Raw genomic sequence first — 14,102 nt, forward strand, 5'->3', positions numbered from 1 at the left:
AAGTATTGTTGGCAGTGATGGCTCTACCGTGCTTTGCCCCGGCGATTCGGACTGCCTTTCTCGTTATCGCGAAGAGAGTACAGGCAGTCGGTCCGATCGAGACGTGTAGCAGTCCGTCTTAGAGCTTGTTCAGTTTCAGCGGTCGTTTGCCATACCGGATCTCACAGAGTTCTGAACTGGACGCAGTCGAGGTGAACTGTAGTAGCTGCTTTCCGTTCGGTGAGGGCAGAATCGGCGTCGTCCAGCCGACGAAAATACGCCCGTCGAGATCACTCTCAGTTTCGAACGAGAGCGGTGCTTTCAGTGCCGTCCAGTCGCCGCTCCCGTCCAAGTCGGTGTTCGCGAGGACAACCTCACCGTTGCCCTCGACAAGTTCTCGATTTTCATCGACCAGTTGTTTACCCGAAACCAGGACAGTACCGTTCTCTCCCCCACGCGGCGTCCACGTGACGTAGGGTCCGTTGATGAACCGCCGCCCGTCTCCTGTGACGACCGGGTTTCCGAGGTCGGATGGCTCCCCCCAGTCACGACCGTCGGGTGAGGTTTTGACGTGAACTTCCCCGTCTACATCGTCCTCCCCGACCACTTCATAGCATATCATGTACCTGCCATTGGGCAGCTTAGTGATGGTCGGCATTCCTGGTCGGGTCACCCCGTCGGACACGGCAGCCACGAACTGCTCGTCGCCCCACGTCAGGCCGCCGTCCTCGGAGGCCTTGTACGCAACCAGTTGATTGTAGTCATCGTCGGTCCCCATCCGTTCGTCGGCGAAGTAACAGACGAGGTTCCCGTCGTCGTCGAGCGCGAGTTCCGGTTCCCAGACGGGACTGTTGCCGGCGTACGGCACGGCCTTCCCACCGGTAATGACGGTGCTTACGAACTCCCAGGTCTCGCCCTCGTCGGTACTTGCGTACAGGTCGATTTTTGTTTCGCCGAGTTCGCCGATCTGACCCTCGGGAACGTCTTCGGGGTCGTCCAGAATCGGAATCGAGTTACCGGCGGCAAGCACCGTTCCGGCCGGCCAGGGTCCAACTTCCTCTGGGAGTTCGAACAGTGTCGGTTGGTATCGCAGTCCCCACCCTTTCCCGCTCGTATCGTGTATCTCCGAGTACTTCGACCAGGAACGGCCGCCGTCAGTGCTCCGGTACACGGGGAAGTACGGGGTCGACCCGCCGCTCATCGACGGATAGAACTCGAAGGTAGCGAGGAGGGGGCCACGTCCACTCTGACTGTTCCCGCAACTATTCCCTGGACCGGCGTGTTCCAAGCGTGTGACGCGGGGATACAGCGACCCTGGGGCAGGTGTACCTTCCGGAGGGGTATAGAGTACATCACCGCTGTACTTGCCTCCGGGCTTGTTGGTCTCGGACTGGGCTGATCCAGTTCCGACAAACATCGTCCCACCCAGTGCTGCCATTGTCTTGCAATACTCTCTCCGACTGCTGTGACTACTGAACGGTATATCTCTCATATCTCCGACTCCGATTCCGTCTTCTCACAAATCTTCAATAAAGATTGTGTTATTATTTCCCAGGGATACTTTTGCAGTAGTTCGCTGGCCTTTCGGGTGTTTTCAGTAGGAGTGCCATCTCGTTCTACAGCGCACAATCTCGGAGAATGGAAATGTTTCGTGCCTTCTATACGCCCAAATTAGCGTGTTTTAAACACTAATGAAAGGTTTCAGGACCTCCATCGGTTAAGGCTGGAACCGGACCCGTGAAAATACGGCGTGAGGAACCACCGATATCGCCGTCAGTTCTTAACACACAACAGTCGCGATTAGCGATGCTGTCGACGCAATCGACGAACTACCGTCGCATTCATGTTCACTACAGCCCAGATGTCAGCATATGATGGTTAGAAAATCCCTATGTCTATAATTTGTATACCTATCTGAGTATTTAGAGTGATATAGGGCTACTACGACTGTGAAATACCGTGCTATATTTAATTATCACCTCCAACGACTCTAAAATAACTAAAAGTAATTCGAAACCTCGAAGAATAGAAATAGATTTGTAACGTTATTCCGATAACTATCACTACGGATAATTCGTCACGCAGTCAATCTCTTTGGAGTTATATTGTCCGTCCGACACCCGCTAGTTGGACTATCTCCGGAAGACGCCCATTGAGAACTCTCATCGGGGCTGTCGGATCAATAGTAGTACTCGATTCGAACAATCTCAGACCGCACGTGACCGCCTGACCCAGCCGATGCGTGTGATTGCCTCCGCACCGAGTTGGCCGAGAAGTCCGGCGGCTTCGAGATCGTGTTCCGCGAAGGCGTCGACGACGACATCACCGGCGCTGAGGACACCGTGTTCACCGATAGGGACGTACAGCCCGGACTGAAGATCACCACGGCTATGATCATCTGCGGTCAGTTCGTGGTCCGCATGGAGCTCGGGGTCGCCGGTCCGGAAGGTCCGTGCAGCGGGGGTCTCCTCGTCCACGGAATAATCAGGTCGGTCGCCAGCCCGCGCAACACACTCCTCGGTAGCCACGACAGTTCGCAGCAGGTCGGCGTCGGTATCGACCAACCGAACCGTCGTATTGACCAGTCCGAGGATGTTCTTCGCGGCGTCGGCGAGGATTTCAGCAACGTCCTTCCGTGAGCTCACAGACCGAAGTTCCTGACTCGTTTTCCGAAGCACCTCGATGCGCTGTTCGCGTCGTTTCACGTCGGTGATATCCTGAACGGTCCCGTACAACCATAGTTCTCCGCCTGCCGTTTCACGCGGCTCGCAGTGTATCTGTATCGACCGCTCGGTCGTGCCCGCCCCGGTAAGCGCCACGTCGACGGTGAACGGTTCGGTATTCGAAGCTGCCTCGGTAAATAGCCGGAGCACCTCCTCTTCGTCGCTATCGGTGTATTGGGCGACGAGGTCGGCAAACGAGAGCTGCTGGTCCGGATCGACACCGTGGACTCTCTTTGCCTGTCGGCTCCACCATGTCTCTTCCGTCGCCACCCTGTAGGACCACACGCCGACACCAGTAAGCCGCTGAAAGCTTGACAGCAGTTCCAGATACTGCTCCGTATTTAGCAACTCAGACGGTCTGTCTCGTGGACTACCCATGTTCCTGTGGACAGTTAACACAGACACCAGATAAAAACCTTCCTGTGGAGTCTCTCTATTGCATTCCTGCCCCTACCGGTCGCACCCTTAGCCGTGCCAAGTCCGTTCGTGGGACCAATTTGGGCCGTTCAAATAAGTCAATCCAATTACTATTATGGGGTTCATGTCCCCAGTCCGTCCGTTGTCGACTGTTGAGTACTGGCAGTACTTCCAGTCAATATTCACATAATGCGAATAATACGCTCTCGGCGGCGTAGTGTTCACATTATGCAAACAGTTATCAAAACGGCGCAGTATGAATACGGTATGATAGAGAATACCGAGCGACGAACGCTCAAAACGACCCAGACCTCGTTGCGTATTCTCACCCTGATTCTGGAACACGATGGACTCACGCTGGCAGAACTCGACGGGATGGTCGACAGTCCGAAGAGTTCGATTCTCAGCCACCTCGACACGCTCCGTGACAGCCGATATCTGGTGAAAACAGACGGTGTGTACCGGGTGAGCTTTAGAGTGGCGCTGCTGGGTGACAGAGTCAGAGCGCGGTATCCCAACCGCGACCGCGTCAGTTCTGTCCTCGAAGACCTGGCCGAGACGACTGGTGAGGAAGCCAACTTCACTATCTTCGAGCATGGCCGGCTGCTGATGTTCCACGGGACTTCGGGTAACGCGGCGACGACAGAGGATGAAACCGACTACCGTTCGGAGTATTACCTCCACAATACCGCCGCTGGCAAAGCCATTCTGTCGGAACTTGACCCGACTCGTGTCGAGCGGATACTCGATAAGTGGGGACTGCCACGGGAGTCTGAGGCCACGATCACCGACCGGGAACGACTGTTCGACGAACTGGCCGAGACCGGTGAGCGGGGGTACGGCATCGTCGACGAGGAGTTCGCACCCGGCCTCGTTGCCGTCGGGGCAGCCGTCTACCGCGACGATGGGACGATCCTCGGCGGTCTGAGTGTGGGCGGACCGAAGTATCGGATCGATCGAACGCGGATCAACCACGAACTGGGTGAGCAGCTGCTTGAGGCCGTGAGCTCACTGGAATCCACACTCCAATCGTAGCCAGTCGGTCATCTTTGCGGTGCTATTTGACGGCCGAAATAACGTCTGTACGTGTGTTAGTTTGAGTCCGTCAGATCACCAATCGGATGTTCTGGCGCTCCTATCGAAGTATACGAACGCCCTGCGTTAAAGCAACTGTATGGCTTAACTGGCGGTTCGCTGAGACAGTATCTACCAGACCAAACTTGCTCTATTCGCATTATGTGAATACTCTCGGTAACCGCTCGGTTTTTGATCGGTGCGATAGCTGCCGGGGGACAGACACGAAAACAAAATGATTGATTGTGGACATCACACAGACTATCCGTCCACGCCGGGCCGAACTTGGTTTTCGAAACCTATTCAACATCATTAATATTGCAGAAGATTTAAATATGTTGTTATACCATTCTTTCATGGACGTTCAAACTATGACCAGAGATGCAGAAGCGGTGGACGGGTCCAGGCGAAGCTATCTGAAAGCTATCGGAACCGCTGGCATCGCTGCCGGCCTCGCCGGCTGCTCGGGTGGTGACGGGGGCAGCGGCGGCGATGGTGGCACCACCGGTAACGGGGACAGTAGCGGTGGCAGCGACGGCAACGGCGGTACCGAGTACGCCGCTATCGGGAACTTCCCACCCGAGGGCGATACGGTCTCCATCGGATTCAACGGACCGACTTCGGGAGCGTTGGGTCCCGATGGCCAAGACCAGGAGAAGGGGTTCGATCTGGCGGTCACACACCTCAACAACGGCGGGGGGCTCGTAGACTACTGGGACCGGCTGAGCGGCGGCGGTATCATGGGTCACCAGATCGAACCGACGAAGGCCGACACAGCGGGAAGCGCTGATACGGCCCAGGACAACATCGACCGGATGATTCAGCGGGACAACATCCAGTTCTGGACCGGTGGCATGTCCAGTACGGTGACGATGGCGATGCAGAACGTCGCCCAGCGCGAGAAAGTGCCGTTCATGGGCGGGAACTCCACCTCCGCGGGTATCTCTGGAGAGAACTGTTCGCGGTACTACTTTCATCCAACCTTCCACGCGGAGATCATCGGGATGGCGATGGGCGAAGCCGCCCCGGCCGTGCTCGGCGAGGACCGGTCGCTGTTCCACATCTACATGGATTACTCCTACGGGCAGTCCAACCGCGATGCTGCTCGCAAGTACCTCACGGAAGAGGGACCGTGGGAAGACGCTGGTGGGGCCGCTATCGCGGAGGGTGAGACCGACCATAGCTCCCAGATACAGGCGCTCGAAGAATCCGGCGCCGACACGCTGTACTTCTCTAGTTTCGGGAACTTCGCCGCCAGCGGCCTCGCACAGCTGCGCGATGCCGGACTCACCGACGATATCGATGTCATCATCCCACACGTCAGCGCGTTCACGCTCGATCCCCTGGGTGCGGACGCAGAGGGGGTCCTCGGGATGGAACCGTGGAACCCCAACGCCGACAACGAGCCCAGCCAGGTGTTCGCTGAGGCGTATCGACAGGAGTACGACGAGACGCCCAACCAGAGTTCGATGCACACCTACGAGTCGATGATGGTCTACGCGGCCGCGGTTGAGGAGGCCGGCACTTTCCACCCACCGACGGTGGTCAGAACGCTCGAAGAATTCGAGTGGAGTCTCGCGTGGGGCGAGTCGGCGTACCGGACCTGCGATCACCAGGTCGAACGACCGTGGTATCTCGTGCGTGGCGTCGGTGACGACCGCGCCGAAGAACTCGGTATCCGGACGGAAATCGTCGAGACGACCGACCCGCTGGTCTACGACTGCAGTTCGTTCCCGGCATCTAACTGCGCTATGGGAGACAACCCGTACGGAGACGAGTAGCGACAGACAGCTACCGAGCCGTGGGCGGGCCAACAACTGGACGCCGAGACGGGCGTTGAACCAATAGTACGGTGGTTCGTGCGCGAACGGCGGTGGTCCGACACGACGTGAGTTTTCCCCGAAGTCCACCGAAGCACAAGGTTAACATACATGATGGATGCAGTACAAATCGTACACACTATGAGACGGATAATCACACCTGTCCCGAGGTGGCAGCCATGAGTATCGATGGAATCGTCGGATTCCTGTTCATCGCGCTGAGCGTCGCGTCCCTGTACTTGCTCGTCGCAGTCGGGCTCTCGATCGTGTTCGGATCGCTTAAATACGTGAACATGGCACACGGTGTGCTGTACCTGGCAGGCGCGTACATCGGCCTCCTTATCGCGTCGAGCGAGCAGTACGGCGGGCTCCTGAGCGATGCGGGTCAGATTGGGCTCGGCTGGGGGTTCATTCCAGCGTTAATACTGACCCCGGTCATTATTTTCGTCCTCGGTATCGTCATGGAGCGGTTCCTCGCGAAGCCGTTCTACGAACGCGATTTGCTCGAACAGTTGCTGGTGACGTTCGGGGTTCTGATCGCCGCCCAGGAGTTCGTTGCCATCATCTTTGGCCGGACGGGGACTATCTATCCCCGGCCCGAGTGGCTCACGGGCGCGATATCGCTTCCCGTCATCGGCACGCCGCCCGGGATGAGCGCGGCATCGACGATACGTGTGCTGGTCGTCGCACTCACGTTCGTTCTTATCCTGGCCATCTTCGCGTTCTTCAGGTACACCGACTACGGGCTCGCCGTGCGTGCGGGGACGGAGGACTCGGAGATGGCCGAGATGCTCGGCATCCGAGTCGGACGGCCGTTCCTGCTGATATTCGCGGTCGGGTCCGCGTACGCGGGTCTGGCGGGTGTCCTCGGGGGGTCGCTGTTTAACGTCACTTCCGGAATCGGCATGGAGATAATCATCCCCTCGCTGGTCATCGTGATAATGGGCGGCGTCGGCAGCCTCAGAGGGACAGTGGTCGGCGCGCTGCTGGCCGGCCTCTTTTTCGCGACAGCCACCGAACTCATGCCGAGCATGACCCGGGCCAGTATCTACCTGCTGGCAATCGTGGTCTTATCTCTCAGACCGAACGGGATCTTCCCCTCCACGGAGGTGGGCCAATGAGTATTGATACGATTCGCAACAGTGTCAACGGCGACTCGACGCTGGTTAGCTGGGAGACGTGGAATCGAATCAAGCACACTGAACGATTCGTCGTCCTGTCGTCGGTCCTGTTCGTGCTCTCGTTCTCGTACATATTCGGACGCGCACCTGTCGTCTCTGGGATTCTACGGGGATACCACGGACTCGCGATGACTGTCCTCATCTGGTCGATATTCGCTCTCGGATTCAACCTTCTCTTGGGGCAGACGGGACTCCTCTCCTTTGGCCACGCCATGTTCTTCGGGACGGCGAGTTACGCCGCAGCGCTATTCGCGATTCACGTGTACAATGAACCACTCGTCGTCGTCCTCGTCGGGATGCTGGCTGCGGTGGCCCTCGGCGTTGTCTCGGCGCTGATATTGCTGCGTCTGCACACCGTGTACTTCTCCATCGTCGCGCTCGCGATCGCCCAGCTGCTTTATTTCCTCGCTCGGGAGCCGCTGGTCGAGATAACGAGGGGGATTAACGGGCTCGAAATCCCACGCGTTGCACTCCTGGGAATCATCGACCTGGAACACGAATACAGTGGTCTCATCGGCACACTCCTGGTGAATAACCTCTACATCTTCATCGGAGTGTTTTTCGTCGCCGTCGTCGCGCTCATCACGCGAATCCGAAAGTCGCCCTACGGGCTGATATTCAAGTCGATCCGGGAAAACGAGACGCGGACGGCGTTTATGGGACTGGATGTCTGGCGCTACAAGTTCGCGGCGTTCATCCTCTCGGCGGCGATTGTCGGACTTGCCGGGGGTCTGATGGCTGTCAACACGCAGTTCGCCGGCGTCGAACGGCTGTACTGGTCCGTCAGCGGTGACATCGTCGTGATGACCGTCCTCGGCGGGCTGGGAACACTCGCCGGACCCGTTATCGGGACGTTCGTTTTCTTCTATTTCAAGGGCATCGTCAACGGGTTCCCGACGCTTGGCAACTACTGGTTGCTCTTGCTATCGCTGTCGTTCACCATCGTCGTGTGGATCTATCCGGACGGAATCTGGGGCATGCTCACGGACGTTACTGCGGCGCTCCGTGACCCGAAAGAACTGGTGGCGAAAACGAAACGGTGGCTCGCGAACCTTGGACCGTCCGGAGGTGAGCGCTGATGTCGCTGCTCGAAACACAGGGGCTAACGAAGGAATTCGGCGGTCTCACGGCGCTCAACGATGTCGACTTGGCTGTCGAAGCGGGTGAGCTAGTCTCGCTTATCGGTCCGAACGGCGCTGGGAAGTCGACGCTCATCAATACGATAACGGGACAACTGTCGCCGACGCGGGGCGATGTTTACTACGACGGGACCGACCTCGTCGGGATGAAACCGTTCGAAATCGCGCAACTCGGGGTCGGTCGGTCGTTCCAGACCGCGTCGATTCTGCCAGAGCTGACGGTGCGTGAAAACATTCAGGTCGCGTCCTTCGCGGCGGAGCACGGTTCGTTCAGGATCAACTTCCTCCGTCGTCGGGACTCCTTCGAGGAAGTGCAAGCGCAGACGGACGACATTCTGGAAACGATCGGGCTCGATTCGAAGGCCGATTCGGACGCTCGGTCGCTCCCGTACGGTGACAAACGCAGGCTCGAAGTCGCGATTGGACTCGCGACCGATCCGGACCTGCTGTTCATGGACGAGCCGACGGCCGGGATGTCTCCGGCGGAGACCGAAATGACGGTGAATCTCATCGGCGACCTGCTGACCGACTGGGGAATGACGATATTCCTCGTCGAGCACGACATGGACATCGTCTTCGACGTTTCAGACCGCATCTTCACGCTCCACCAGGGAGAGCTGATTGCACGCGGAACGCCGGAGGAAATCAGAGAGCATCCGGCCGTCAGAGAAGCCTACCTCGGCGGAGGTGGAGAGGCATGAGCCTGCTTCACCTGGATGACATCCACGCCCATTACGGACCGAGTCACATCCTGCGGGGCGTCTCGCTCAGCATCGAAGCGGGTGAAATCGTCACACTCCTCGGACGGAACGGGGCCGGCAAGACCACCACCGTTCGGAGCATCGCTGGGACCGAACCGCCAGAGGTTCGGTCCGGAACGATACGCTTCGACGGCACAGACATTACGGACTGGCCGGCCGATAACGTCGCAATGGGCGGCATCGGCGTCGTTCCCGAGGGGCGTCGCCTGTTCACCGAACTGACTGTCGAGGAGAACCTCGAAATGTCCAAGATCACCCGCGGCTGGTGGAACACGATCCGTCGGGGCGGGCTCGGTGGCGACGACAGCACGATGACCCTCGGGGAGCTCTACGACCTGTTTCCTCGACTGGAGGAACGACGGGAACAGGAAGCCGGCACGCTCTCCGGTGGTGAACAACAGATGCTATCGATTGCGCGGACGCTCCGATTACCGGATCTGAAGCTATTGCTGCTGGACGAACCGACGGAGGGGCTGGCTCCACAGATAGTCAAGACGGTCGGTGACTCCATCGAGGAAATCGCCGACCAGGGGCTGACGGTGCTGCTCATCGAGCAGAACGTCCGCGAGGCGCTTCGCATCGCAGACCGCGGATACGTCCTTGACCAGGGCGACATCGTCTACGAGGGCACCGTCGAGGAACTCGAAAACAAAGACCTCGACGAGTACCTCGTCGTATAGCGACGGTCCAGCCGGCGACACCGTCACACGTCCCTGAGCGCCGATACCATTATTCCATCAGCGTCACAAGGTGCCACAGATGGCGAACAGCAACCGTCGGCAGTTTCTCGCGTCGCTCTCGACAGCCGCAGTCACTCTCGCTGCTGGCTGTCAGAGTCTGGGTACTGTGCGCACCGAGCACCCGATTTCCGAACCGATCACCTCGTGGCCGACGTTTCGGGGCAGTCGATACAACACTGGTTACACCGGTGGCCCCACAGCAATCGGGTCGAGTCCGTCGACCAAGTGGACCTACGAAGCCGATGGGCCGTTCTGGGGGAGTCCGGTGGTGGTGAACGGGACCGTCTACATCGGTAGTGCGGATAATTCGCTGTACGCACTCGACGCTGAGACGGGGGCCGAAGAATGGACGTTCCCGACACAGCATCGGATCGAAGGCACACCGGCCTACCGCGATGGGACGGTCTACGTCGGGTCATACGATAGGCACCTGTACGCCGTCGATGCGGTGGACGGCACAGAACAGTGGTCACGAGCGTTTGGCGGCCTGATTCGAGGCAGTCCGACGGTGTGGAACGGCTCGGTCTTTGTCGGCGTCGGCTGCCACAACCTCGCCTGTGCGTGGTACGCCGACGAAACCGACGTGCCGGAAAACGGCTGGATCTACTCGCTCGATGCCGCGACGGGAGAGACGAACTGGCGGTACGAGGTCGGCACCGAGGTAGTGAGCAGCCCGGCAGTCACTGACGAGTACGTGTATATCGGTGCGTCCGACGGGACCCTGTATGCACTGACGCCTGCTTCGGGCGACATCGAATGGACGTACGACACCCGGGACATGATCTGGTCGAGCCCAGCCGTCGCCTACGGAACCGTATACATCACCGATTGGAACGGCAATGTTCACGCCGTCGATGCGGAGACGGGGGATCAGGAGTGGCTCGCGGACACGGCCGGACGGTACATCTCGGGGTCCGTCGCCGTCGACGAAGAAGCAGTCTATATCGGCCATACGCCGTACAACACGCTCGACGACCCTACGACGAACCACGCCAAGATATTCCGGTTCGACCGAACCGATGGCACGGAGGAATGGGCCTTCGAAACACCGGCCCTCGAGATCGGGAGCAGTCCAGTCGTGACGGACGAGCACCTCTACGTCGGGAGCCACCGACAGACCGAAGGGGACAACGGCGTCGGTGTGCACGCGCTCACGACCGACGGTGACGAGGAGTGGTTCCTGGAGATCGGTGGTCGGGGTGTCGGCTCCAGCCCAGCGCTCGTCGACGGCGCTCTCTACTTCGGCGGGACCGACGCGACAGTGTACGCTGTGGAATAAGGTTCAGCTTACGAACCCGGAACGTCACCCGGCGGGAAAATCGTCGCTTCGTCGAGGTCGCGTATCTCGGCTTCCGGGCCGGGCGGACAGTAGACGGCGATGAATCGAAGCGGCTCCCAGGACGTGTTTATGGTGCTATGTTCGACACCGCTGGGGATGTAGACCATCTCACCCGCGCTGACGGATCGCTCTTCGTCCGCAACGGTCTGTTCGCCCTCGCCGCTGAGGAAGTAGAGGATCTCCTCGCTGTCTGGGTGGGTGTGTCGCTCGTGTCCTTTCCCGGGTTCGAGGACCACGACACCGGCACTGAACCCCTCGGATCCGGTGACGTTGGGGGCGTTCATCCACTTCAGTGTCCCCCAGTCTAGCTGTATCGTCTCGACATCGTCTGGCTGGACGAACCGCTGGTCTGCTGCCATAACGTATGGTATCGCACAGCAAGATGTGTTAAATATTGTGATTAGATCTCTACACTATGGTCCAACAGGGTCGAAAGAACGAACAGCGCCAGTTTGAACCCCAATCTTGATTAGGGATTCTATCGATAGTTTCAACGCACATGGAGTTCGCACGAACCGAGTCTCTAGAGCGGTTAGAATCGACTGTACAGGACAACGAACCCGTTATCGGAGCAGGGGCAGGCACGGGTATCTCGGCGAAGTTCGCCGAACGCGGTGGGGTCGATCTGCTCATCATCTACAACTCTGGGCGGTACCGGATGAACGGCCGCGGATCGCTGGCTGGCATGCTCTCGTACGGCGACGCCAACGAAATCGTGCTGGAGATGGGGCAGGAGGTCTTACCTGTCGTCGAGGACACGCCGGTCCTGGCGGGTGTCAACGGCACCGATCCGTTCCGCGAGATGGATGTCTTTATCGAAGACCTCAGACGCCGCGGGTTCTCGGGCGTCCAGAACTTCCCCACAGTCGGCCTGATCGACGAGGACAGTTCCTTCCGGAAGAACCTCGAAGAGACCGGGATGGGCTACGATCAGGAGGTCGAAATGATCCGGGAAGCCAGTGAGCAGGGGATGCTCACCTGTCCCTACGTGTTCAACGAGTTACAGGCCCGCGAGATGGCCGAAGCCGGTGCCGACGTGATTGTCTCGCACATGGGACTGACCACCTCGGGTGATATCGGCGCGGAGACTGCTTTGAGCCTGGATGAGGCCGCCGAGCGCGTGCAGGCACATCATGACGCCGCAAAAAGCGTCAACGACGATGTGATGGTCATCTGCCACGGCGGCCCCATCGCCTGGCCCGATGACGCCCAGTACGTCCTCGACAATACTGACGGCGTCGTCGGTTTCTTCGGCGCTTCCAGCATCGAGCGCCTCGCTACTGAAGACGCAATCGAAAAACAGGCACGCGAGTTCAAGGACATGACCGTCTCATGAACCGACCGACACGAGTGAGGTGCATACGATGAGCGTCGTCATCGTTGGCACACTCGACACGAAGGGCGAAGAAATCGGTTTCGCACGCGATATCATCCAGGCCCAGGGCATCGACGTTCACCTGGTGGATGTCGGTGTGATGGGTGACCCGGAAATCGAACCTGATACCACTGCCGACGAGGTGGCACAGGCGGGTGGCTCGTCTCTCGCAGCGCTTCGCGAGGACGAGGACCGCGGTGTAGCGATAGAAGTCATGGGTGATGGTGCGGCGGCTATCGCGACCAGGTTCCACGAGGCGGGGACGCTCGATGGGATTCTCGGGCTGGGTGGGTCGGGGAACACGTCAATCGCCACAAGCGCGATGCGAGCGCTTCCTGTGGGGGTTCCGAAGCTCATGGTTTCGACGATGGCTTCAGGAGATACCGAACCCTACGTCGGGGCCACCGACATTGCGATGCTGTACTCCGTCGCTGACATCGAGGGACTGAACCAACTCTCACGGACAGTCATTGCCAACGCAGCGCTAGCGATGGTGGGCATGGTCGCCAACGACCCCGGGGTGGAGCTGTCCGAGAAGCCGACCATCGGGATAACTATGTTTGGCGTCACCACACCGTGCGTCCAGACGGCGCGCGAGGTGCTGGAAGACAGCGGGTACGAAACCATCGTCTTCCACGCAACCGGAACCGGCGGCCGAGCGATGGAGAATCTCATCCGAGAAGGCGTCATCGACGGTGTCCTCGACGTGACCACCACGGAATGGGCCGACGAACTCGTCGGTGGGGTGCTGTCCGCTGGCCCTGACCGACTCGACGCGGCGGCCGAGACGGGGATTCCACAGGTCGTCGCTCCCGGTGCGCTCGATATGGTCAACTTCGGGCCGCGTGAATCTGTCCCGGAGAAGTTCGAGAACCGGACGTTCCACGTCCACAATCCACAGGTAACGCTGATGCGAACGACACCGGAAGAAAACACTGAACTCGGACGGATCATCGCTGAGAAACTCAACGCCGCGACCGGACCGACGGCGCTCGCGCTCCCGCTTGGTGGCGTCTCGATGCTTGATGAACCCGGTGGGGACTTTCACGATCCTGAAGCCGACCAAGCCCTGTTCGATGCGTTCCGTGCCCATCTGGATGACGGGGTCGAACTAATCGAATCCGATGCCGCAATAAACGATGCAGCGTTCGCTCGACGCATCGTGGAGACACTCGAAGCGTACATGGATGGAGAGGGAGACAGCTGAAACCCTCTCCCGCAAGCGTGAGCGATATTTGTAACGGTGACAACCGCACCAGCGGACCAGTTGTAGACTGCTTTTATCATGTCCAAGAGATTGTCTCGTAACCTCGTCTTCTCTGGCATGGCTAATTCGTGCAATCACTAGTCTTTCAGAACCCGCAACGGAGAAGTAGTACGTGTGGGAGAATACTGGCGAGGGTAGTGTTCCTCCGGAATTGCTTCAGCTGTTCCTGGACACTGCACTGATAGTCGCCTCTTGATAAGCTAGACCTCCGAACCGAGAAGCCTCACGGTTTCTTTGGTCGTTTCCGGGCCCTCGGAAAGAGAGCCAGAGGACGATGAAATTTGGTA

The 14,102-nt window shown here is 58.8% G+C and carries 12 protein-coding genes; 9 read left to right on the forward strand and 3 right to left on the reverse strand.

The genetic code is table 11. From position 1 onward, the window contains the following. Positions 1–118: 118 nt before the first annotated feature. Together NDI54_RS16940 and NDI54_RS16945 are read right to left on the reverse strand one after the other, a co-directional pair. Entirely contained in the window at positions 119–1,471 is a 1,353-nt protein-coding gene (locus NDI54_RS16940; RefSeq protein ID WP_406600196.1) for a sialidase family protein, read from the reverse strand. A 715-nt stretch (positions 1,472–2,186) separates the two neighbouring features. Beyond that, positions 2,187–3,080 carry a GAF domain-containing protein gene (locus NDI54_RS16945; protein ID WP_310897623.1) on the reverse strand — a complete coding sequence of 298 codons (894 nt, stop codon included), beginning with the start codon at positions 3,078–3,080 and terminating at the stop codon, positions 2,187–2,189. Between the two features lie 306 nt (positions 3,081–3,386). On the opposite strand from NDI54_RS16945, the gene NDI54_RS16950 reads away from it, so the two are divergent. The 7 genes from NDI54_RS16950 to NDI54_RS16980 all read left to right on the forward strand — a co-directional run bounded on the left by NDI54_RS16950 (position 3,387) and on the right by NDI54_RS16980 (position 11,113). After that, a complete protein-coding gene (locus NDI54_RS16950) occupies positions 3,387–4,154 on the forward strand; it encodes an IclR family transcriptional regulator (protein ID WP_310897624.1) in 768 nt (255 codons plus the stop codon). Between the two features lie 410 nt (positions 4,155–4,564). Further along, positions 4,565–5,974, forward strand: a complete 1,410-nt coding sequence (locus NDI54_RS16955; protein ID WP_310897625.1) for a substrate-binding protein — start codon at positions 4,565–4,567, stop codon at positions 5,972–5,974. 218 nt (positions 5,975–6,192) lie between these two features. Beyond that, the gene (locus NDI54_RS16960; protein WP_310897626.1) at positions 6,193–7,134 is read left to right on the forward strand and encodes a branched-chain amino acid ABC transporter permease; all 942 of its coding nucleotides are present in this window, start codon (positions 6,193–6,195) and stop codon (positions 7,132–7,134) included. Next, positions 7,131–8,273 carry a branched-chain amino acid ABC transporter permease gene (locus tag NDI54_RS16965; RefSeq protein ID WP_310897627.1) on the forward strand — a complete coding sequence of 381 codons (1,143 nt, stop codon included), beginning with the start codon at positions 7,131–7,133 and terminating at the stop codon, positions 8,271–8,273. The genes NDI54_RS16960 and NDI54_RS16965 overlap by 4 nt, the downstream gene beginning before the upstream one ends. Beyond that, a complete protein-coding gene (locus NDI54_RS16970; RefSeq protein WP_310897628.1) occupies positions 8,273–9,034 on the forward strand; it encodes an ABC transporter ATP-binding protein in 762 nt (253 codons plus the stop codon). The genes NDI54_RS16965 and NDI54_RS16970 overlap by 1 nt, the downstream gene beginning before the upstream one ends. Further along, positions 9,031–9,774: an ABC transporter ATP-binding protein gene (locus tag NDI54_RS16975; protein ID WP_310897629.1), complete on the forward strand. Its 744-nt coding sequence runs from the start codon at positions 9,031–9,033 to the stop codon at positions 9,772–9,774. The genes NDI54_RS16970 and NDI54_RS16975 overlap by 4 nt, the downstream gene beginning before the upstream one ends. 79 nt (positions 9,775–9,853) lie before the next feature. Then, positions 9,854–11,113: an outer membrane protein assembly factor BamB family protein gene (locus tag NDI54_RS16980; RefSeq protein WP_310897630.1), complete on the forward strand. Its 1,260-nt coding sequence runs from the start codon at positions 9,854–9,856 to the stop codon at positions 11,111–11,113. 8 nt (positions 11,114–11,121) lie between these two features. Here the strand turns inward: NDI54_RS16980 and NDI54_RS16985 are convergent, their stop codons facing one another. After that, positions 11,122–11,532, reverse strand: coding sequence for a cupin domain-containing protein (locus tag NDI54_RS16985; RefSeq protein WP_310897631.1), 411 nt, complete (start codon positions 11,530–11,532; stop codon positions 11,122–11,124). 140 nt (positions 11,533–11,672) lie between these two features. Here NDI54_RS16985 and NDI54_RS16990 point away from each other — a divergent pair, with 140 nt between their 5' ends. Together NDI54_RS16990 and NDI54_RS16995 are read left to right on the forward strand one after the other, a co-directional pair. Beyond that, positions 11,673–12,509 (forward strand): phosphoenolpyruvate hydrolase family protein, encoded by an 837-nt coding sequence (locus NDI54_RS16990; RefSeq protein ID WP_310897632.1) that lies wholly within the window; start codon positions 11,673–11,675, stop codon positions 12,507–12,509. 28 nt (positions 12,510–12,537) lie between these two features. After that, positions 12,538–13,755, forward strand: a complete 1,218-nt coding sequence (locus tag NDI54_RS16995; RefSeq protein ID WP_310897633.1) for a Tm-1-like ATP-binding domain-containing protein — start codon at positions 12,538–12,540, stop codon at positions 13,753–13,755. Positions 13,756–14,102: the final 347 nt, after the last annotated feature.

It is taken from the genome of Haloarcula terrestris (assembly GCF_031624315.1).
Classification (GTDB): Archaea; Halobacteriota; Halobacteria; order Halobacteriales; family Haloarculaceae; genus Haloarcula; species Haloarcula terrestris.